Here is a 20,287-nt window from a genome sequence, read left to right on the forward strand (position 1 = left end):
GTTTTTTTGCATTAAGAGATTCTAACGTGGCGAAGAATATTCAGGCGATTCGCGGGATGAACGATTACCTGCCTGCGGATACCGCCATCTGGCAACGGATTGAAAGCGTTCTTAAACAGACGCTGGCGAGCTACGGTTACAGCGAAATTCGCTTACCGCTGGTGGAGCAGACCCCGCTGTTTAAACGTGCCATCGGTGAAGTCACCGATGTGGTTGAAAAAGAGATGTACACCTTCGAGGATCGCAACGGCGAAAGCCTGACGCTGCGTCCGGAAGGGACCGCAGGCTGCGTGCGCGCCGGTATTGAACACGGTTTACTCTACAACCAGGAACAGCGCCTGTGGTACATGGGCCCGATGTTCCGCTATGAGCGTCCGCAGAAGGGACGCTACCGTCAGTTTTACCAGATGGGCGTCGAGGTGTTTGGCCTGCAGGGCCCGGACATTGACGCTGAATTGATTATGCTTAACGCCCGCTGGTGGAAAGCATTGGGTATCGCCGATCACGTTCGCCTTGAACTCAACTCCATTGGCTCCCTTGAAGCCCGCGCCCGCTATCGCGATGCGCTGGTCGCCTTCCTTGAGCAGCACAAAGAGGTGCTGGATGAGGATTGCAAACGCCGCATGTACAGTAATCCAATGCGGGTACTGGACAGCAAAAACCCCGAAATTCAGCAACTGCTGAACGATGCGCCGCAACTCGGCGACTACCTGGACGATGAATCACGCGAACATTTCAACGGCCTCTGTGCGCTGCTGGATGATGCCGGTATCGCCTACACCATTAACCAGCGCCTGGTGCGCGGGCTTGATTACTACAATCGTACGGTGATTGAGTGGGTGACCGACAGCCTCGGTTCACAGGGTACGGTGTGTGGCGGCGGTCGCTATGATGGCCTGGTGGAACAGCTCGGCGGACGTGCAACGCCAGCCGTCGGCTTTGCCATGGGCATGGAGCGTCTGGTACTGCTGGTTCAGGCGGTGAATCCCGATTTTGAACCGACGAGCAATGTGGATGTCTATGTAATCGCTTCGGGTCAGGGCGTGCAGTCTGCTGCGATGCAACTGGCGGAGAAACTGCGTGATGAAGCGCCAGAACTGCGGTTGATGACCAACTTCGGTGGCGGCAACTTTAAAAAACAGTTTGCTCGTGCTGACAAATGGGGCGCTCGCGTCGCGCTGGTGTTAGGCGAGGATGAAGTGAAGGCCGGTCAGGTCGTGATTAAAGATCTACGCCGTGGCGAGCAGCAAACGCTGGCTCAGGCAGAGGCTGCTGCTGTTTTGCGCACGCTGTTACAGTAAGCGTGTTACAGCACCAACCATTGAAAGGAGAGGGATTGCGTGGAAGTGTATAGCAATGAGAACGAGCAGACCGATGCGCTGCGCCGCTTTTTTGCCAATAATGGTAAAGCGTTAGCGGTTGGCGTAGTGATCGGCATTGCTGCGCTGGGCGGCTGGCGTTACTGGTCCAGCCATCAGGAAGAGGCGACGAAGTCGGTGTCGGCGCAGTACCAGCAGCTCACCAGCGCCATGCAGGCGGGTAAGCCAGAAACGCTGGAAGCAGTAAACACCTTTGCCAATGAAAACAGCAACACTTACGGTGCGCTGGCCGCGATGGATCTGGCAAAACAGTATGTTGATACCAACCAGCTGGACAAAGCCGCGACGCTGCTGCAAAACGGCCTGAAAGATACCAAAGATGCCAACCTGCAGGCGGTGATTAACCTGCGCCTGGCACGCATTCAACTGCAACAGAATCAAGCTGATGCGGCGCTTAAAACCCTTGACGCTGTGAAGGGTGATGGCTGGACAGCCATTGTGGCCGATATCCGCGGCGAAGCGCTGCTGAGCAAAGGCGACAAGCAGGGCGCGCGCGATGCATGGAGCAAAGGGGTTGAATCTGACGCCTCTCCGGCATTGAAGCAAATGATGCAGATGAAGATGAATAACTTAAGCTAAGCCAGTCAAGAGAGAGCGCATGGAATTACGTAAATACCTGCTGCCGGGGCTGATTTCAGTCACTTTGCTCAGCGGTTGTTCGCTGTTTAGCGGCGAAGAAGATGTGGTAAAAATGGCTCCGCTGCCCAAGGTGGAAAACCAGTTCACGCCACAGGAAGTGTGGAGCACCTCGGTAGGAGATGGCGTCGGTGATTTCTACTCCAACCTGCATCCCGCCTGGCTGGACAACACCGTGTTTGCGGCCGATCGTTTCGGTATCGTGAAAGCGCTGGATGCCACCAACGGTAAAGAAAAATGGAAAGTCGATCTCTCTGAGAAAACCGGCTTCTTTTCGAAAAACCGCTCAGCCCTGTTGTCCGGTGGCCTGACGGCTGAAGGCGATCGCGTCTATGTGGGCAGCGAGCGCGGTCAGGTTTATGCGCTGAACAGCAGCGATGGCAGCCTGGCATGGCAGACCAAAGTGGCGGGGGAAGCCCTTTCCCGTCCGGTGGTCAGCGACGGTCTGGTACTGGTACACACCAGCAACGGTATGTTGCAGGGACTGGATCAGAGCAGCGGTGCCATCAAGTGGAGCGTTAACCTCGATATGCCAGCGCTGTCCCTGCGCGGCGAATCTGCGCCAGCGGTGGCTTTTGGCGGCGCGATTGTCGGCGGCGACAGTGGTCGCGTCAGCGCGGTTATCCTGAATCAGGGTCAGCTGATCTGGCAGCAGCGTATTTCGCAGATCAGCGGTGCGACTGAGATCGATCGTCTGAATGATGTCGATACTACGCCGGTTATCGTTAACGGTGTGGTTTACGCCCTGGCATATAACGGTGATCTCACCGCGCTGGATCTGCGCTCTGGTCAGATTTTGTGGAAACGCGAAATCGGCGGCGTGAAAGATCTGATTGTCGATGCGGGCCGCATCTATCTGGTCGATCAGGATGATCGGGTGATTGCGCTGAACGCCGACGGTGGCGTCGCCATCTGGCGCCAGAGCGATCTGCTGCATCGCAACCTGACTTCACCGGTGCTCTACAACGGCTACCTGGTGGTCGGCGACAGCGAAGGCTATCTGCACTGGATGAACACCACGGATGGTCGCTTTGTCGCGCAGCAGAAACTGGATAGCTCCGGCTTCCAGACCGAGCCGGTGGTCGCCAGCGATAAGCTGCTGATCCAGTCGAAAGATGGCGAGGTCTATGCGATTACCCGCTAACGGGTAACGTCTGGCAGGTGAAATCCTCCGCACTAACGGCTCCTGATTTAATCAGGGGCCGTTTCGTTTTTAGTCAGGCATGGTATTCTTTGCGCCTTCAGCCTGAACTTAACGGCCAGAGCCGTTATAATCACGCCATTCGGGCGATTAATTATTTATTGAGGCATTGTTATGGTACCTGTGGTCGCGCTGGTTGGGCGTCCCAATGTGGGAAAATCTACGCTGTTTAACCGTTTAACTCGCACTCGTGATGCGCTGGTAGCGGATTTTCCTGGACTGACTCGCGATCGCAAATATGGTCGCGCCGAAGTGGAAGGGCGCGAATTTATTGTTATCGATACCGGCGGTATCGACGGCACCGAAGAGGGTGTTGAAACGCGGATGGCTGAGCAGTCACTGCTGGCGATCGAAGAAGCGGATGTGGTGCTGTTTATGGTCGATGCGCGCGCGGGTATGATGGCCGCCGATCAGCAAATCGCCAAACACCTGCGTTCGCGTCAGAAAGCCACGTTTCTGGTGGCGAATAAAACCGACGGACTCGATCCCGATCAGGCGGTAGTGGATTTCTATTCGCTGGGTCTGGGCGAAATCCACGCCATTGCGGCGTCGCATGGTCGTGGTGTTTCCAGCCTGATCGAAACGGCTCTGTTGCCGTGGCTGGACAGGGTTGAGCCGGTCGAACTCACCGAAGAAGAAGAGAACCAGGCTTACTGGGCGGCACTTGACGCCGAGGAGACGGCTGAACTGGAAGCCGCAGAGGAAGAAGAAAACTTCGACCCGACAGGCTTGCCGATCAAACTGGCGATTGTCGGCCGTCCTAACGTAGGTAAGTCAACGCTTACTAACCGCATCCTGGGTGAAGACCGCGTGGTGGTCTACGATATGCCGGGCACCACCCGTGACAGTATCTATATCCCGATGGAGCGTGATGGACGTGAATACGTTCTGATCGACACTGCGGGTGTGCGTAAGCGTGCCAAAATCTCTGACACCGTAGAGAAATTCTCGGTGATTAAGACGCTGCAGGCGATTGAAGATGCCAACGTGGTGATGCTGGTGATTGATGCTCACGCCGGTATTTCCGATCAGGATCTCTCGCTGCTGGGCTTTATCCTCAACAGTGGTCGTTCGCTGGTGATTGTGGTCAACAAATGGGATGGCCTGTCGCAGGAAGTGCGTGACGAAGTGAAAGAGACGCTGGACTACCGTCTGGGCTTTATCGATTTCGCCCGCATTCACTTTATCTCTGCGCTGCACGGCAGCGGCGTCGGTAATCTGTTTGAGTCAATCACCGAAGCCTATGACTGTTCGACGAAGCGCGTAAACACCTCGCTGCTGACCCGCATCATGAACATGGCAGCCGAAGATCATCAGCCACCCTTGGTTCGTGGTCGTCGCGTTAAGCTGAAGTATGCGCATGCCGGCGGTTATAACCCGCCAATTGTGGTGATCCACGGTAATCAGGTTAAAGATCTGCCGGACTCATACAAGCGCTACCTGATGAACTACTTCCGTAAATCACTGAACGTGATGGGAACGCCGATTCGCATCCAGTTCAAAGAGGGTGATAACCCGTACGAAGGGAAGCGCAACCTGCTGACGCCAACGCAGCAGCGTAAGCGTAAGCGCCTGATGGCGCATATGAAGAAAAATAAGCGTTAAGCAAATGAGGGCCGGAAGGCCCTCTTTTTTTGGCTCAAGCTAAAACAACGGGCGGGGAGTGATGATGACCATCCACTGTGAAAAATGTCAGCAGCCGTTGCTGCTCAGCGACGGTGAGGTTATCTGTAGCGGTTGCGGCGCGCGCTACCTGGCGGAGGCGTGCTGTCCTGACTGTCATCAGCCACTGGAACGGCTGAACGCCTGCGGTGCGGTGAACTACTTCTGTCATCACGGACACGGCCTGATTTCGAAAAAACGTGTCGATTTTCAGCCGCAGAAAGCGCCAGGCGGTTCAGGGACAGCATAAGCGGTGCGGATAAAGAGATTGTTGTAGCAAAAATGCTATTGCAGCGTAACAACTGCGTTATAGATGTTCACTCTGTAATGTACCAGGTGGTACAATCCTGCCGCGTCGTGGGGAGGGACCAGCCGATCCATTTTTTTCCGGTCCAGGTCACTTCACAGACGCGGGTCTGTTTATATTCGATTTGAAGCAGTGCGGCACGCCGCATGTCTCTTTGACAAGGTTGCGCAGTTCAGGCGGCAACCGGCGTGAGCGCTCTGCTTATTCAGGAGAGTTAGTGTTATGGCTGAAACATCGTCCCGCTCCGCTAAGGGGCTGGGAATCATATCCGTGCTGTTCGGACTGGTGCTGCTGGCAACCGGTCTGTTCTTCGCGATTGGCGGCGGTAAACTGGTCGCCCTTGGCGGCAGTTTGTACTTCCTGATTGCCGGTATCGTGACCGTTCTGGCAGCAATACAGTTTTTCCGCCGCAAATCCTCGGCGGTGGTCCTGTTTCTGCTGGTATTTGTCGGCACGCTGATCTGGTCACTGTTCGATGCCGGGCTGGAGTTCTGGCCGCTGGTGTCGCGCCTGATGGTGCCAGCTGGCCTGATGGTTGTGGCCTTCCTGCTCTGGCCTGCGCTGCGCAAGCGTGAAGGAAAAAGCTCGCTGGCCAAAGCTGCCTACACGCTCTCTGCGCTGCTGGCCGTTGGCATGGTGGTCACCTTTGTGCAGATGTTTCAGCCACATCCTACCGTGGCCTCTTCAGGAGAAGAGCTGCCGCTGATTCCGGTAGATAAAGCGAAACAGCAGAAAGACTGGGATAACTACGGCAACACGCCGCAGGGCAGCCGCTTTGTGGCGCTGGATCAGATCACCCGCGATAACGTCAAAGATCTGCAGGTTGCCTGGGCCTTCCATACCGGCGATATCCCGGACAGCCCGACCGGTAACGGCGCGGAAGATCAGCAGACCCCATTACAGGTAGGCAATACCCTGTATCTCTGTACCCCGCACAACAACGTGATTGCGGTTGAAGCAGACAGCGGTAAGCAGATCTGGAAGCGCGAAATCAACGCCCAGGCGGAAGTCTGGCCGCGCTGCCGTGGTCTGGCCTATTTCGATGCCACTAAACCGCTGCAGCAGCCAACTCAGCCAGGCTCGACGCCGGTTCCGGCCGTCACGCTGCCAGCCGGTGATAGCTGTCAGCGCCGCATCCTGATGAACACCATTGATGCACGTCTGATTGCTATCAACGCCGACAACGGTGAATTCTGTGAGAACTTTGGCCATAACGGTATCGTCGATCTGAAAGCCGGCCTCGGCCAGGCACCCGATCCCCAGTATCAGCTGACTTCGGCACCGACGCTGGCAGGTACCACCGTTGTGGTTGGTGGTCGCGTGGCGGATAACGTCCAGACCGATATGCCTGGTGGCGTGTTGCGTGGTTTTGACGTCATCACCGGCCAGATGCGCTGGGCGTTTGACCCGGGTAATGTCGATCCGAATGCGATATTAATGCCGGGCAAAGAGTACGCCCGCAGTACGCCGAACTCCTGGGCACCGATGTCCTACGATCCGGCGATGAACACCGTGTTTATCCCGATGGGCAGCTCATCTGTCGATCTGTGGGGTGCGAACCGTACCGAACTGGATCACAAATATGGTGCATCCGTGCTGGCGCTCGACGCCACTACCGGTAAAGAGAAGTGGGTTTATCAGACCGTACATAACGATCTGTGGGACTTCGACCTGCCGATGCAGCCAAGCCTGATCGATTTCCCACAGAAGGATGGCACCACCAAACCGGCAGTAGTGATTGGCGGTAAAACCGGCATGATCTTCGTGCTCGATCGCATGACCGGCAAGCCACTGACTAAAGTCGAAGAGCTGCCGATGCCGCAGGGTCATATCCCGAACGAGCAGTACACCAAAACCCAGCCTCATTCGACCGGTATGCCGCAGATTGGCAACCAGACGCTGAAAGAGTCTGACATGTGGGGTGCAACGCCGTTTGATCAGCTGGCCTGCCGTATTGGCTTCAAATCGATGCGTTATGATGGTCTGTTCACCGTGCCGGACACCGATAAGTCGCTGAGCTTCCCGGGTTCGCTGGGCGGGATGAACTGGGGCAGCATGTCAACCGATCCGAACAACCACCTGCTGTTCGTCAATGATATGCGTCTCGGCCTGTGGGTACAGATGATCCCGGCTGACACCAATAAGATTTCACGTGGCAGCAACGGCGGTGAAGCGATCAACACCGGTATGGGCGCGGTGCCGCTGAAAGGTACACCGTATGCGGTGAACAAAAACCGCTTTATGTCGCCGCTGGGCATTCCTTGCCAGAAGCCACCGTTTGGTACGCTGTCGGCGATTGACATGAAAACCCAGAAAATCGTCTGGCAGGTGCCGGTTGGTACCGTGCAGGATACCGGACCTTTCGGCATCAAGATGCGGATGAAAATGCCGGTCGGTATGCCAACGCTGGGTGGTACGCTGGCAACCCAGGGTGGCCTGGTGTTCATCGCCGGTACCCAGGATTACTATCTGCGCGCCTTTGATGCCTCAACCGGTAAAGAAGTGTGGAAAGCGCGTCTGCCGGTGGGTAGCCAGGGTGGCCCGATGAGCTACGTTTCGCCGAAAACCGGCAAACAGTACATCCTCATCTCGGCTGGTGGCGCACGCCAGTCGCCGGATCGCGGTGACTACGTGATTGCTTACGCGCTGCCAGACAGCAAGTAACCTCACCAGTGAAAAGGGCCGACGTTGTCGGCCCTTTTTTTGCTTATTTTCCATCACGCCACAGCGCCTGTAATTCTGGTGGCGCCACCTGTTCCGGAATCAGCAACACAATGGTGCCGACCTCGCGGTGGGTCGCATACTGAATCTGAATGCGAAAATAGCGTTGATCGCCGCTTCCCACCTGAGGCGCTTTCTCTTCCGGTTCGCCCAGTGGCATCGCCTGCTCAAGGGCGCGACAGACGCGCTGCTTTTCCGGCGGCGGCAGTTCACCCAGCGAAAAACGGCGCTCAGCACGCAGGCCGGGCATAAAAGCAAGGCCGCCTTCACGCGCCACGATGATGGTGGCATCATCGGTGAGTTCGGGCAGATCACTCATAGCACACCCACTTCTTTCCACGCCTGCTCAATCGCGCTGGCAACGGAACGGTTAAAGCGTTTTTCGCCATGCTGAACGGTAAAGCGGGCAAAGGTTTTGAAATCGGCGTCCTGCGGCAGTTCATCGTCGCACATCGTGTCGTACCAGGCGTGTCCCGCCTGCTCCCACGCATAGCCGCCCAGTGCTTTCGCCGCCAGATAGAAAGCGCGGTTAGGAATACCGGAATTGAGATGCACACCGCCGTTATCTTCACGAGTCTGCACATAATCATCCATGTGCGCCGGCTGCGGATCTTTCCCCAGCATTGGATCGTCATACGCGGTGCCGGGCGCTGACATTGACCGCAGGCCCTTGCCATTAATGCCGCTAGCCAGTAATCCTTCGCCGATAATCCAGTCCGCCTGATCGGCGCTCTGCTTCTTGCTGAACTGTTTGACCAGCGAACCGAATACATCGGAAAGTGACTCGTTTAGCGCCCCCGCCTGTTCGAAGTAGATCAGACCGGCTTCATTCTCGGTCACGCCATGCGTCAGTTCATGCGCCACCACGTCTATCGCAATGGTAAAGCGGTTAAAAATTTCACCGTCGCCATCACCAAATACCATCTGCTGACCGTTCCAGAACGCATTCTGATATTTGTCGCCGTAATGGACCGTTCCGAGCAGTTTCAGCCCCTGATTATCCAGCGAATTACGCTGATACGCCTGCCAGAAAAAGTCATAGGTGGTGCCGAGATAATCCCAGGCTTCCCCGGCGGCGACATCACCGTTTTCAGGCTGGCCTTCCTGACGGATCAGCTTCCCGGGAAGGGTCTGCTGATTTTGCGCATCATAAATTTCACGGTCCACATGGCCGCCCGCTGCTGTTTTCGCCACGGTCGGCTTTTGCCAGTGTTCCGCCATCAGATGCTGGACATGGGTCAGAGTACGGCGCGCCTGTTCCTGCTGATGGCCGGAGCCGTGCGCGATAATTTTGCGGAGGATATAGGGAGGAATAACGCTAAAAGCCATGTGAAACTCCTTGGCAACAGGGATGTGCCAAAAAGTATAGACCCGACAGGCTGGATAGGCCTGGTGAGTGAGGCCAGCTGTAAGATGAAAAGTATGAACGCAGAGGCAGGATCAGGAGGCGGTTTTGCGGCGGCGCTTTTTCTCTGGCAGCAGCTGCGTCACCTGGCTCTCGACCCAGCCATCATCCAGACGGGTACGCAGAAGATCGCCGCTCTGTAGCTGTTGGGTCTTTTTCACCACCTGGCCCGTGGTGTCGGTGGTCACGCTGAAGCCGCGCGCCAGCGTTGCTAACGGACTGACGCCTTCCAGCTGCGCCACCCGCTGGCCGAACCGCTGTTGGTCGGCGCTCAGTTTCTTTTGCATACTCTGTTGCAGGCGATAGTGCCAGCTTTGTAGCTGTTTCTGCGCGTCGAACAGACGCTGCTGCGGCTGCTGCGCCGTCAGCCGATGCGTCAGACGATCCTGCTGACGGCTGGCGTGGCGCAGAGCGGTTTCCATCGCGTCTGTCAGTCGCTGCTGCAGGCGGAACAGGGCGGTTTGCTGACGGGCAAGGCGTAACTGAGGATGCTGCTGTTGCAGGCGGTGCTCCAGCCGGCTATAGCGCCGCTGCTGGCGCGCCAGATAATAATCCATCGCCATCTCCAGCCGCTGTTGCTGCGACTGCAGCTGACGCAGCAGCTCAAGCTGGTTACGGCTGACGAGCTCTGCGGCGGCAGAGGGCGTTGGCGCACGTAGATCCGCCACAAAATCGGCAATGGTCACGTCAGTTTCATGGCCGACGGCGCTGACGATTGGAATGCGGCTGGCAAAAATGGCGCGCGCGACCCGCTCGTCGTTGAAGCTCCATAAATCTTCCAGGGAACCGCCGCCACGGCCGACAATCAGCACGTCGCACTCATTGCGCTGGTTGGCGATCTCAATCGCCCGGACGATCGCGGCAGGCGCATCGACGCCCTGTACCGGCGTCGGGTAGATCACCACCGGCAATGAGGGATCGCGGCGATGCAGCACCCGCAGCACATCGTGCAGCGCGGCACCGGTTGAAGAGGTAATCACACCGACCTGGCGCGCCGGGTCAGGCAGCGGTTGCTTATGCTGCGGTTCGAACAGCCCTTCGGTCGCCAGCCGGGCTTTCAGCAGTTCAAACTGCTGCTGCAGCAGACCTTCACCGGCCGGATGCATACTTTCGATAATCAGCTGATAGTCGCCGCGCGGCTCATACAGGGTAATATTGGCGCGAACCAGCACCTGCTGACCATGCTGCGGCCGGAAAGTGACGCGACGGTTACCGTTGCGGAACATCGCGCAACGCACCTGGGCACCGTCATCCTTCAGGGTGAAGTACCAGTGCCCGGAAGCGGGTTGAGTGAAGTTAGAGATCTCGGCGCTCAGCCAGACCAGGCCCATCTCTTTTTCCAGCAGCTGACGCACTGTGGTGTTAAGACGGCTGACGGTAAAAATATTGGCGACGGGTGGCAGCGACATGTGACGAAGATCAAATTCCAAATCAGCAGGTTAATTCACCGATACTACAGGGCTGCTAGCACGGATCAAGAGTTTTTCTGAAATAATGCTGGAGGCAATCGATTACGGCCTGTATAATGCCGCGGCAATATTTTATCTATTCTCATTCACCCGAGGTGGAGTATTGCCATGTTAAGAATCGCTAAAGAAGCACTCACTTTTGACGACGTTTTGCTCGTTCCTGCACACTCCACCGTCCTGCCGAATACGGCCGATCTCAGCACTCAGCTGACCAAAAATATCCGTTTAAATATTCCTATGCTCTCCGCTGCGATGGACACCGTGACCGAAGCGGGCCTGGCGATTGCGCTGGCGCAGGAAGGCGGTCTCGGCTTCATTCACAAAAACATGTCTATTGAACGCCAGGCGGATGAAGTCCGCAAGGTGAAGAAGCATGAGAGCGGCGTGGTCACTGAACCACAGACCGTACTGCCAACCACCCCACTGGCCGAAGTGAAAGCGCTGACCGAGCGTAACGGCTTCGCCGGTTATCCGGTAGTGAACCGCGACAACGAACTGGTCGGTATCATTACCGGTCGTGATGTTCGCTTTGTCACTGACCTCTCCCAGCCGGTTTCCGCGGTAATGACCCCGAAAGATCGTCTGGTGACGGTGAAAGAGGGTGAAGCGCGCGATGTGGTGCTGCACAAAATGCATGAAAAGCGCGTTGAGAAAGCGCTGGTGGTAGACGACAGCTTCCATCTGCTGGGCATGATCACCGTAAAAGATTTCCAGAAAGCCGAACGTAAACCTAACGCCTGTAAAGATGCGCAGGGACGTCTGCGCGTGGGTGCGGCCGTTGGCGCGGGCGCAGGCAACGAAGAGCGTATCGATGCTCTGGTGGCGGCCGGTGTTGACGTGCTGCTGATTGACTCCTCGCACGGTCATTCCGAAGGCGTGCTGTCACGTATTCGTGAAACCCGCGCGAAATACCCCGATCTTGAAATCGTCGGCGGCAACGTGGCGACCGGTGCCGGCGCTCTGGCGCTGGTTGAAGCGGGCGTCAGCGCAGTGAAAGTCGGTATTGGTCCTGGCTCCATCTGTACTACCCGTATCGTGACCGGTGTGGGCGTGCCGCAGATTACCGCAGTGTCTGATGCCGTTGCTGCGCTTGAAGGGACCGGTATTCCGGTGATTGCTGATGGCGGCATCCGCTTCTCAGGCGACATCGCCAAAGCGATTGCAGCGGGTGCATCCTGCGTGATGGTCGGTTCGATGCTGGCGGGTACCGAAGAATCACCGGGCGAAATCGAACTCTATCAGGGTCGTTCATTCAAATCCTATCGCGGCATGGGTTCACTGGGCGCGATGTCAAAAGGCTCATCTGACCGTTACTTCCAGACCGATAACGCGGCTGACAAACTGGTGCCGGAAGGTATCGAAGGCCGCGTTGCCTATAAAGGCCGCCTGAAAGAGATCGTACACCAGCAGATGGGCGGACTGCGCTCCTGTATGGGCCTGACCGGCTGCCCGACCATTGATGATCTGCGCACCAAAGCGGAATTTGTCCGCATAAGCGGCGCCGGCATCAACGAAAGCCACGTACACGATGTGACCATCACCAAAGAGTCACCGAACTACCGCATGGGATCGTAATCCCGTAAGATTTCCCGCCCGGCTTCAGCCGGGCGCTTTACTTTATCAAGTCACCGTTCTGGAAACCCCTCAATGACGACGGAAAATATCCATAAGCATCGCATTCTGATTCTCGATTTCGGCTCTCAATATACTCAGCTGGTGGCACGTCGCGTGCGCGAACTGGGTGTCTACTGTGAACTCTGGGCATGGGACGTCACCGAAGAGCAGATTCGCCAGTTCAATCCGAGCGGCATCATCCTCTCCGGTGGACCGGAAAGCACCACCGAGCTGAACAGTCCGCGTGCGCCTGAATATGTCTTCAGCGCCGGTGTGCCGGTGCTGGGTGTCTGCTACGGTATGCAGACCATGGCGATGCAGTTGGGCGGCAAAGTCTCCGGTTCCAGCGAGCGTGAGTTTGGTTATGCTCAGGTTGAAGTGACCACGCCAAGTGCGCTGGTGCGCGGTATTGAAGACGCGATCAGCGCTGCTGGTAAACCGCTGCTGGATGTCTGGATGAGCCACGGCGACAAAGTGACCGCCATTCCGGACGACTTCGTCACCGTTGCTAGCACCGAAACCTGTCCGTTTGCCATCATGGCCAACGAAGAGAAGCGTTTCTACGGCGTGCAGTTCCACCCGGAAGTGACGCATACCCGTCAGGGCCTGCGGATGCTTGAACGTTTCATCATCGACATCTGCGAATGTGAAGCGCTGTGGACGCCAGCTAAAATCATCGAAGATGCGGTTGAGCGCCTGCGTGAGCAGGTCGGCAACGATAAAGTAATCCTTGGCCTGTCCGGCGGCGTTGACTCCTCCGTGACGGCGATGCTGCTGCATCGCGCCATTGGCGATCGCCTGACCTGTGTGTTCGTGGATAACGGTCTGCTGCGCCTGAACGAAGCACAACAGGTGATGGATATGTTTGGCGACCACTTCGGTCTCAACATCATCCATGTGCCGGCTGAGATGCGTTTCCTGGATGCGCTGGCGGGGATTGATGAACCTGAAGCCAAGCGTAAAACCATCGGTCGCGTCTTTGTGGAAGTCTTTGACGAAGAAGCGCTGAAACTGCAGGACGTTAAGTGGCTGGCGCAGGGCACCATCTATCCGGATGTGATTGAGTCGGCGGCTTCTGCCACCGGTAAAGCGCACGTCATCAAATCGCACCATAACGTCGGTGGCCTGCCGAAAGAGATGAAGATGGGCCTGGTTGAGCCGCTGAAAGAGCTGTTCAAAGACGAAGTGCGTAAGATCGGTCTGGAGCTGGGCCTGCCGTACGATATGCTCTACCGTCATCCATTCCCGGGTCCGGGTCTGGGCGTGCGAGTACTGGGCGAAGTGAAGAAAGAGTATTGCGACCTGCTGCGCCGTGCCGATGCGATCTTTATCGAAGAGCTGCATAAAGCCGATCTCTACAACAAAGTCAGCCAGGCCTTCACCGTCTTCCTGCCGGTACGTTCAGTGGGTGTAATGGGCGATGGTCGTAAATATGACTGGGTTGTCTCGCTGCGTGCGGTGGAAACCATCGACTTTATGACCGCACACTGGGCGCACCTGCCGTATGATTTCCTCGGCCGCGTCTCTAACCGCATCATCAATGAAGTCAATGGTATTTCCCGCGTGGTCTATGACATCAGCGGTAAGCCACCGGCGACCATCGAGTGGGAATAAGCCGGTAACCGCCGCCTGAATCCTGAGTAACTGAAGCCCGCCTTACCGCGGGCTTTTTACTGGCTGTTAACAGGCAGGCCATTCTGTTCTCCGTTTTAACCTTTCAGCGCATCCATACCCGCCGCTGGCGGTTTTCTGTTCACTTTGCCGCAAATTGCGCTATCCTGCTCTGCAGTAGAGAGACGCGCGTCCGCTTTGCCGTCCGCCTTTACCCGCCGCTTTCACCGATCGTTCGTATCCCAAAGCCGCCCCTTATTGAATCCGTCTGCTAATCAGACGTTGCCACTATTGTCACCAGGAATGTTGTCATGCTCTCACTTAAAGTGTTCAGCCTGTTTTTTGTTGCCGTCTTACTGTTATCGCTGGGTGCCAGCATCGCGCAGGCGACCCGCCACAGCGATAACAATGAAAAGGGTAGCTGGTGGTCGGCTCGTCGTGATTCGGCCGGGATAGCGCCCGATCCGCGCGCCATAGCCAACCTGGCGATAGTGCAGGTCTATGCCGCGCCGACCTACGGCTGGAAAGGCGCGGTGGCGGTTCATCCGTGGATCATCTTTAAACGCGCTGGCGAAAGTCGTTATAACCGTTATGAAGTGATTAGCTGGGGCAGCGGCGATAAAGTCCGCCGCAACACTAATATTCCGGATGGTTACTGGTATGGCGCGAAACCGCGGTTGCTGGTGGAGCATCGCGGTCCGGCGGCGGAAGCGATGATCCCGCAGATTGAAGCGGCAATTAAATCTTACCCGTGGCCGACCACCTATCACGCCTGGCCGGGCCCCAACAGTAATACCTTTCTGGCGCATATCGGCCGGGAAGTGCCGGCACTGAAACTCGATCTGCCCGCTAATGCGCTAGGCAAAGATTACCGGCCGTTGTGGCGTCCGATTGGGTTACCGCCATCGGGACGCGGATTACAGGTGTCGATTCTGGGCGTAGCGGGTGTGACGCTCGGCGCTGAAGAGGGCTTTGAAGTGAATCTGCTGGGCTTAAATATGGGGCTGGATTTCACGCCTTTCCGGCTGCGTCTGCCGTTTATCGGCGGCCTCGGTCACGACAACCTTCAGCAGGATAAGCCGTAATAGTCTGGCCCCTTAACCGGGGCCAGTTTTATCAGCAGACGCCGAAGTCGCCTTCTTCGTGATACAGATTCACGCTATCCGCCTTGACTTCAATCTCATTTTTGGTCGCATCGTCAATGCGTGCACACCACAGGGTATCGCCTTCAACCCGCAGCACCTGCATCTTTGGACCGCCGGTCTTTGACTGGACAAAATCATCAGCTTTAAACATGTTGCCTCCATAGAGTGTTTTTATTCTGGTCGCGTAAATCCACAGTTGATGATTTTTTGCGTGCCGCTTTCCAGTTTATACCCTGACTGTTTTACCGCGAGAAAAAGTCTGCCCATGCTGAGCCGCATAACATCTATTTTATCAGTTGTCAGTTGACAACTGGCGGGTTTCACGTCAGGCTGAGAGGCTCAGATGGTCAGAAAGCGACATCCCAATAAAGAGATTGAATCGGCTTTATGTTACGCAGAATCCCATGGATGGCGGGTGGTGCCGGGCGGCCATCATGCGTGGGGCAAAATGTACTGCCCGAAAAAACTGATGACCTGTCGGTGTGGCGAGTTTTGCCTGACCTGCATCTGGAGTACGCCGAAGAGTGCGCAAAACCATGCCAATGCCCTGCGGCGCGTGGTTGATCATTGTCACACTCTTACGGCCTGACACAGCAAAAGGAGCGGCTCATGGAATACCGTTTTACTCTACGATTTAGTCTGCCAGTGGATCATGCCACGCAGGATGAGATGCTGGAGAATCTGGCAATGGCGGGCTGTGATGATGCGCTGGTCGGGCTTGGCGTTCCCGGCAGAATTGCGCTGGAGTTTAGCCGTGAGGCCTCTTCTGCCAGTGAGGCACTGAAACGCGCAGAGGAAGAGGTCATGAGCGCGATTCCCGGCGCGATACTGGCGGAAGCGGCACCCGATTTTGTCGGGCTGACGGATGTGGCGGAACTCACCGGTATGTCACGCCAGAATATGCGTAAACTGATGCTCAGCCAGCGTCCGCCGTTTCCGCTGCCGGTGCATGACGGCAAAACTGCAATCTGGCATCTGGACGATGTGCTGGCGTGGTTAAGCCAGCGCGGCACTTATGCGCTGCCATCTGCCATCGGTGAGCTGGCGCAGGTGACGCGCCAGCGCAATCTCAGGCGGGCATTACAACGCCGCGAAGACCGCGCCTGAGGCTCAGTGCGGCAGCAGGAACAGCGTCGCCAGCCCCAGAAAGATGAAGAAGCCGCCGGTGTCGGTGATAGCGGTAATCAATACGCTGGAGCCGACGGCAGGATCGCGCTTCATTTTGGTCATCACCAGCGGCACCAGAACCCCCATCAGCGCCGCCAGCAGCAGATTCAGCGCCATTGCCAGCATCATCACACCGCCCAGCGCCAGGTTGTCATACATCAGCCAGGTGATGCCGCCCATAATGCCGCCCCAGAACAGGCCGTTGATCAGTGCCACGCCCAGTTCACGGACAATCAGGAACGAGAAGTTTCCCGGTTCAACCTGATGCAGCGCCAGCGCACGCACAATCATGGTGATGGTCTGGTTACCGGTGTTGCCGCCAATGCCCGCGACAATCGGCATCAGGGTGGCGAGCGCCACAATTTGCGAAATGGTGCCTTCAAACAGCCCGATGACCCGTGAAGCGATAAAGGCGGTGCAGAGATTAATCGCCAGCCATGCCCAGCGCTTGCGCACCGACTTACGCACCGGGGCGAACACATCCTCTTCCTGACTGATACCGCCCATCTTACGAATGTTGCTTTCGTTTTCGGCGTTGACCAAATCGATGATGTCTTCAATGGTGATACGGCCAATCAGCCGGCCTTTTGCATCGGTGACCGCGGCGGAGATCAGGTTATAACGTTCAAAGGCGCTGGCGGCGTCTTCGGCTTTATCGTTGAGCTGGAAGGTCGTAGGGCGGGCATTCATCACCTCGCTGACCAGCGTTTTAGGCTTGTTCAGCAGGATGTCAGTCAGCATCAGTTCGCCCAGCAGCAGATTATCATCATTGGTGATGAAGATTTTATCGGTGCCACCCGGCATGCTTTTATGCTTACGCAGGTAACGCTGTACCGTGGCCAGCGTCACGTCGTCGCGCACCGTCAGGATATTGAAATCCATCACCCGGCCAACGCGGTCGCGGTCAAACTCCACCACGCTCAGCATCCGGGCGCGCAGGCCCGGCTCCACCGACGCCAGCAGGCGACCGGTCAGGTCACGCGGCAGATAGCGTGCCAGCCATACCTGATCGTCGATATCCAGCGGTTCGATGGCGCGCAGAATATCGCGGTCGCTCATCTCTTCGGTCAGGCTGGCCCAGACGGTTTCCGAGGCTTCTACCAGCACCAGGCCGCGTCGTTCGTTCGGCACCAGCCGCCACAGCGCCTGACGTTCTTCTTCCGGTAAGGCTTCGAGGATATCGGCAAGGTCAGCCGCGTGCAGCTGAAGGATATCCTGTTCCAGCGCGTCACGCTGGGTCGCATTTTCACGTTGCTGTTCAGGGCTGAGGTCACTGGCTTTATCCAGCAACGCATCAACCAGATCGTGCTCATTGAGCAGCAGCGTCAGAATGCGATGACGTATTTCACTTAAACGTTGAGAGTGTGAGGCAGACACGTTGAATCCCTTTAGTCTGAAAGCACCAGCACGAAGTGTAGCGTTTCGCCTGAAAAAGGGATGCAAAAAATGGCGCAGTCAACCGGACGGCGTGGCAGTTTTTTCAGGCGAATAAGTCGTGTTCGCTAACGCGTATCGCCAGAACTGACGGCAACCGGTTCAGGCAGCGATTTTTGTTGCTGGTGATGTTCGAAAGCAGCAGGCAGGATAAAAATCAGGCGGCTAAACAAAATGATAAAGCTGATCAGCAACACGATGCGGGTCATGGTGCCGGTTTTTTGACGTCTTCGGGGAGAAATAGCGCTGTTCACGCGGGGTGGTTCCTGTAATGACCCATGCTGGGCGACTGCAATATTTAGTCACAGTCGCCAGATGAAATCAATCGCTGTTGAAAAAAACAGCAGACAAAGATCAGTAACTGGCTTTCTGCGCCAGCAGAGTAGCGAAGCGGCAGGTGATGCGGTTGCCGTTTTCATCTTTACGGTGCAGCTGGCCGGGATGTTCGTTGTACTTCACGATGTGCCAGTTACGGTAGTAATGGCTGAGCTCACCCGATTTAAACGCAAAGGTAAAGTCGCCAGGGCAGGGCATATCGTCGGTGTTCATCGCCGCCACGATCAGGTTGTAGCCATCTCTCACCGTACAGGCCTGCATATCGGCAATCAGCTGCGGAATGGCCTGCGGCTGCAGGAACATCATCACCACGGTCGACAGCACAAAATCATAGCCGCCATTAAAGCGCGTGTTGTTCAGATCGCGTTGCTCGGTGTGGATACCGCTCAGGCCTTCGCGCCCGATGATATCGTGCAGGCGTGCCAGACTCTGCGGATTGTGATCCCAGGCAGTTACCTCGAAACCCTGCTGATTAAGAAACAGCGTATTACGACCGCCGCCACAGCCGAGATCGAGCGCCTTACCGACGTTGAGCATCGGCAGCGCGGCAACCACTTCAGAGTGCGGCGGCGTCAGGCCGTAGGTTTCGGCGAAATAGTTTTCGTCACGCAGACGTTCGGTTTGTTGTGTCATGGTTATCAGTTCAGTTGGATGGGCGCCAGGCGCCCACGTTATCAGGCTTCTTCGAGAATCAGTTTCCATCCGGTAACATCATTCCAGTACCCCTGTTCGCGCTCAAGATCGAGCTGGACCAGCGTGTTCTGGCTGAAGTAACCCGTCGGGAATATCAGCGTCCAGTGGCCGTCATCGCATTTCAGGACCAGCGTATCTGGCCTGGTGGTAGCCTGGCGCTGATTGTTCAGCAGGGTACCCAGACGCAACAGGAAGATCAGCGGCACGAACTGCTTTTTCTTAAACAGCGTCACCCGTGGCAGCTCATCGATCTTCACCGCTTTACGGTGGAATCTTACCAGTGCCGCCAGCAGCATTTGCTGATCCTGGTTAAAGCCCGGCATATTGGTGTTTTGCAGGATATAGGCGGAGTGGCGCTGCAGGCCGCTATGGTTAATGGTCAGCCCGACTTCATGCAGCATCGCCGCCCACTTCAGCAGCGCCGCCAGCTGCGGGTTCGCCAGTTTCGGATTCTGATCGCGCCATTGCAGATAGAGCTGTTCGGTTGTGTCGAGCACGCGACGCGCCTGATCGCTGTCGATGGCGTAATGATTCGCCAGACTCTGCGCGGTGCGGCTGCGGATATCCTGATGCCGGAAACGGCCTTCCATTTCATACAGCACGCCTTCACGCAGCGCGCCATCAGAGAGGCGCAGCTCGCGAATCGCCAGTGCGTCGAACACCCCACACAGAATTGCCAGACCCGGTACAAATACCCCTTTGCGCTCTTCCGACAGGCCGGGCAGACTCAGCGCGGCAAACGACTTATGTTTGATCACTTCGTCATACAGTTTGTCGAGACGCTCAGGGGTAATCAGCTTCTCTTTCTCATCCATCGCCTGCAGCACTTCGCAGGCGGCCTTGATGGTACCGGAGGCTCCCAGCGCATATTGCCAGCCGTGCAGGCGGTACTGCCACGCCAGCGTCTCCAGTTTTTGCGCTGCCGCTAAGCGGGCACGACGGAAATTTTCGCGGCTGATTTCGCCGTTAGGGAAATAGAGCTGGGCGAAACTGACGCAACCCATGCGGCGGCTTTCCACCAGCTGCGGCTCAAAATCCTCGCCAATCACCAGTTCGGTTGAACCGCCGCCGATGTCGATCACCAGCTTGCGGCCTTTCTCCGGCTGAGTATGTTCCACGCCCATAAAGATCAGACGCGCTTCTTCATGGCCCGAAATCACCTCAATCGGGTAGGGGATCACCTCGGCGGCACGCTGCAAAAAGGTCTCGGCGTTAACCGCCTGACGCAGCGTATGGGTGCCGACAATGGTGACGTTGCTGGGGCTGAATCCCTGCAGGCGCTCCGCGAACAGCGCCAGGCAGGTTAATCCCCGCTCCATCGCCTCTTCGCTCAGGCGATTGTTGGCATCCAGCCCGTCAGCCAGATGGACGCGCTGTTTAAGGCGACCTAATACCTGCATCGCGCCATCCACCACCCGGGCGATGACCATGTGGAAGCTGTTCGATCCGAGGTCGATCGCCGCAAACTCCTGGGGTTTTGGCGTACTTTTATGGGAAATTGGCATAG

At 56.7% G+C, this 20,287-nt stretch carries 19 protein-coding genes; 11 read left to right on the forward strand and 8 right to left on the reverse strand.

Annotation, left to right across the window (positions count from 1 at the left end; translation table 11 throughout):
- The first annotated feature begins 26 nt into the window (after nt 1-26).
- The 6 genes from hisS to LZU96_RS05540 all read left to right on the forward strand — a co-directional run bounded on the left by hisS (nt 27) and on the right by LZU96_RS05540 (nt 7,849).
- Nucleotides 27-1,301 carry a histidine--tRNA ligase gene (hisS, locus tag LZU96_RS05515; RefSeq protein ID WP_233987385.1) on the forward strand — a complete coding sequence of 425 codons (1,275 nt, stop codon included), beginning with the start codon at nt 27-29 and terminating at the stop codon, nt 1,299-1,301.
- Between the two features lie 39 nt (nt 1,302-1,340).
- Nucleotides 1,341-1,958 carry a YfgM family protein gene (locus LZU96_RS05520; RefSeq protein ID WP_233987386.1) on the forward strand — a complete coding sequence of 206 codons (618 nt, stop codon included), beginning with the start codon at nt 1,341-1,343 and terminating at the stop codon, nt 1,956-1,958.
- A 19-nt stretch (nt 1,959-1,977) separates the two neighbouring features.
- On the forward strand, nt 1,978-3,159 hold the full coding sequence (gene bamB, locus LZU96_RS05525; RefSeq protein WP_233987387.1) for an outer membrane protein assembly factor BamB: 1,182 nt from the start codon (nt 1,978-1,980) through the stop codon (nt 3,157-3,159).
- A 171-nt stretch (nt 3,160-3,330) separates the two neighbouring features.
- Nucleotides 3,331-4,821 carry a ribosome biogenesis GTPase Der gene (gene der / locus LZU96_RS05530; RefSeq protein ID WP_233987388.1) on the forward strand — a complete coding sequence of 497 codons (1,491 nt, stop codon included), beginning with the start codon at nt 3,331-3,333 and terminating at the stop codon, nt 4,819-4,821.
- A 64-nt stretch (nt 4,822-4,885) separates the two neighbouring features.
- Nucleotides 4,886-5,128, forward strand: coding sequence for a zinc ribbon domain-containing protein (locus LZU96_RS05535; protein WP_233988135.1), 243 nt, complete (start codon nt 4,886-4,888; stop codon nt 5,126-5,128).
- A 279-nt stretch (nt 5,129-5,407) separates the two neighbouring features.
- A complete protein-coding gene (locus LZU96_RS05540; protein WP_233987389.1) occupies nt 5,408-7,849 on the forward strand; it encodes a glucose/quinate/shikimate family membrane-bound PQQ-dependent dehydrogenase in 2,442 nt (813 codons plus the stop codon).
- 43 nt (nt 7,850-7,892) lie between these two features.
- On the opposite strand, the gene LZU96_RS05545 is transcribed toward LZU96_RS05540, so the two are convergent.
- The 3 genes from LZU96_RS05545 to xseA all read right to left on the reverse strand — a co-directional run bounded on the left by LZU96_RS05545 (nt 7,893) and on the right by xseA (nt 10,720).
- Nucleotides 7,893-8,225, reverse strand: coding sequence for a protealysin inhibitor emfourin (locus tag LZU96_RS05545; RefSeq protein ID WP_233987390.1), 333 nt, complete (start codon nt 8,223-8,225; stop codon nt 7,893-7,895).
- Entirely contained in the window at nt 8,222-9,235 is a 1,014-nt protein-coding gene (locus LZU96_RS05550) for a M4 family metallopeptidase (RefSeq protein WP_233987391.1), read from the reverse strand. The genes LZU96_RS05545 and LZU96_RS05550 overlap by 4 nt, the downstream gene beginning before the upstream one ends.
- Before the next feature lie 111 nt (nt 9,236-9,346).
- Nucleotides 9,347-10,720: an exodeoxyribonuclease VII large subunit gene (gene xseA / locus LZU96_RS05555; RefSeq protein ID WP_233987392.1), complete on the reverse strand. Its 1,374-nt coding sequence runs from the start codon at nt 10,718-10,720 to the stop codon at nt 9,347-9,349.
- 168 nt (nt 10,721-10,888) lie between these two features.
- Here xseA and guaB point away from each other — a divergent pair, with 168 nt between their 5' ends.
- The 3 genes from guaB (at nt 10,889) to LZU96_RS05570 (ending at nt 15,090) form a co-directional block, all read left to right on the forward strand.
- The gene (gene guaB / locus LZU96_RS05560; protein ID WP_233987393.1) at nt 10,889-12,355 is read left to right on the forward strand and encodes an IMP dehydrogenase; all 1,467 of its coding nucleotides are present in this window, start codon (nt 10,889-10,891) and stop codon (nt 12,353-12,355) included.
- Between the two features lie 72 nt (nt 12,356-12,427).
- The gene (guaA, locus tag LZU96_RS05565) at nt 12,428-14,008 is read left to right on the forward strand and encodes a glutamine-hydrolyzing GMP synthase (protein WP_233987394.1); all 1,581 of its coding nucleotides are present in this window, start codon (nt 12,428-12,430) and stop codon (nt 14,006-14,008) included.
- 308 nt (nt 14,009-14,316) lie between these two features.
- Nucleotides 14,317-15,090 carry a DUF3750 domain-containing protein gene (locus tag LZU96_RS05570; protein WP_233987395.1) on the forward strand — a complete coding sequence of 258 codons (774 nt, stop codon included), beginning with the start codon at nt 14,317-14,319 and terminating at the stop codon, nt 15,088-15,090.
- 31 nt (nt 15,091-15,121) lie between these two features.
- On the opposite strand, the gene LZU96_RS05575 is transcribed toward LZU96_RS05570, so the two are convergent.
- On the reverse strand, nt 15,122-15,301 hold the full coding sequence (locus LZU96_RS05575) for a DUF2158 domain-containing protein (protein ID WP_233987396.1): 180 nt from the start codon (nt 15,299-15,301) through the stop codon (nt 15,122-15,124).
- A 192-nt stretch (nt 15,302-15,493) separates the two neighbouring features.
- On the opposite strand from LZU96_RS05575, the gene LZU96_RS05580 reads away from it, so the two are divergent.
- Entirely contained in the window at nt 15,494-15,739 is a 246-nt protein-coding gene (locus LZU96_RS05580; protein WP_233987397.1) for a hypothetical protein, read from the forward strand.
- A 20-nt stretch (nt 15,740-15,759) separates the two neighbouring features.
- Nucleotides 15,760-16,257, forward strand: coding sequence for a helix-turn-helix transcriptional regulator (locus LZU96_RS05585; RefSeq protein ID WP_233987398.1), 498 nt, complete (start codon nt 15,760-15,762; stop codon nt 16,255-16,257).
- 3 nt (nt 16,258-16,260) lie between these two features.
- Here LZU96_RS05585 and mgtE read toward each other — a convergent pair whose 3' ends face one another.
- The 4 genes from mgtE to ppx form a co-directional block, all read right to left on the reverse strand.
- Nucleotides 16,261-17,694, reverse strand: a complete 1,434-nt coding sequence (gene mgtE / locus LZU96_RS05590) for a magnesium transporter (protein WP_233987399.1) — start codon at nt 17,692-17,694, stop codon at nt 16,261-16,263.
- A 125-nt stretch (nt 17,695-17,819) separates the two neighbouring features.
- Complete coding sequence (locus LZU96_RS05595) at nt 17,820-18,005, reverse strand: YfgG family protein (RefSeq protein ID WP_031375371.1); 186 nt, start codon at nt 18,003-18,005, stop codon at nt 17,820-17,822.
- A gap of 100 nt (nt 18,006-18,105) precedes the next feature.
- A complete protein-coding gene (gene tehB, locus LZU96_RS05600; RefSeq protein ID WP_233987400.1) occupies nt 18,106-18,720 on the reverse strand; it encodes a tellurite resistance methyltransferase TehB in 615 nt (204 codons plus the stop codon).
- A 41-nt stretch (nt 18,721-18,761) separates the two neighbouring features.
- The gene (gene ppx, locus LZU96_RS05605) at nt 18,762-20,285 is read right to left on the reverse strand and encodes an exopolyphosphatase (RefSeq protein WP_233987401.1); all 1,524 of its coding nucleotides are present in this window, start codon (nt 20,283-20,285) and stop codon (nt 18,762-18,764) included.
- Nucleotides 20,286-20,287 lie beyond the last annotated feature (2 nt).

It is taken from the genome of Pantoea agglomerans, assembly GCF_021397715.1.
Taxonomy (GTDB): domain Bacteria; phylum Pseudomonadota; class Gammaproteobacteria; order Enterobacterales; family Enterobacteriaceae; genus Pantoea; species Pantoea astica.

Bases quoted from the DNA above. Each gene is read 5' to 3' on its own strand.
- guaB (WP_233987393.1), top strand. From the start codon at position 10,889: ATGTTAAGAATCGCTAAAGAAGCACTCACTTTTGACGACGTTTTGCTC.
- xseA (WP_233987392.1), bottom strand. From the start codon at position 10,720: ATGTCGCTGCCACCCGTCGCCAATATTTTTACCGTCAGCCGTCTTAAC.
- LZU96_RS05580 (WP_233987397.1), top strand. From the start codon at position 15,494: ATGGTCAGAAAGCGACATCCCAATAAAGAGATTGAATCGGCTTTATGT.
- tehB (WP_233987400.1), bottom strand. From the start codon at position 18,720: ATGACACAACAAACCGAACGTCTGCGTGACGAAAACTATTTCGCCGAA.
- LZU96_RS05535 (WP_233988135.1), top strand. From the start codon at position 4,886: ATGACCATCCACTGTGAAAAATGTCAGCAGCCGTTGCTGCTCAGCGAC.
- der (WP_233987388.1), top strand. From the start codon at position 3,331: ATGGTACCTGTGGTCGCGCTGGTTGGGCGTCCCAATGTGGGAAAATCT.
- LZU96_RS05585 (WP_233987398.1), top strand. From the start codon at position 15,760: ATGGAATACCGTTTTACTCTACGATTTAGTCTGCCAGTGGATCATGCC.
- ppx (WP_233987401.1), bottom strand. From the start codon at position 20,285: ATGCCAATTTCCCATAAAAGTACGCCAAAACCCCAGGAGTTTGCGGCG.
- LZU96_RS05550 (WP_233987391.1), bottom strand. From the start codon at position 9,235: ATGGCTTTTAGCGTTATTCCTCCCTATATCCTCCGCAAAATTATCGCG.
- LZU96_RS05540 (WP_233987389.1), top strand. From the start codon at position 5,408: ATGGCTGAAACATCGTCCCGCTCCGCTAAGGGGCTGGGAATCATATCC.
- bamB (WP_233987387.1), top strand. From the start codon at position 1,978: ATGGAATTACGTAAATACCTGCTGCCGGGGCTGATTTCAGTCACTTTG.
- LZU96_RS05570 (WP_233987395.1), top strand. From the start codon at position 14,317: ATGCTCTCACTTAAAGTGTTCAGCCTGTTTTTTGTTGCCGTCTTACTG.
- LZU96_RS05545 (WP_233987390.1), bottom strand. From the start codon at position 8,225: ATGAGTGATCTGCCCGAACTCACCGATGATGCCACCATCATCGTGGCG.
- LZU96_RS05575 (WP_233987396.1), bottom strand. From the start codon at position 15,301: ATGTTTAAAGCTGATGATTTTGTCCAGTCAAAGACCGGCGGTCCAAAG.
- guaA (WP_233987394.1), top strand. From the start codon at position 12,428: ATGACGACGGAAAATATCCATAAGCATCGCATTCTGATTCTCGATTTC.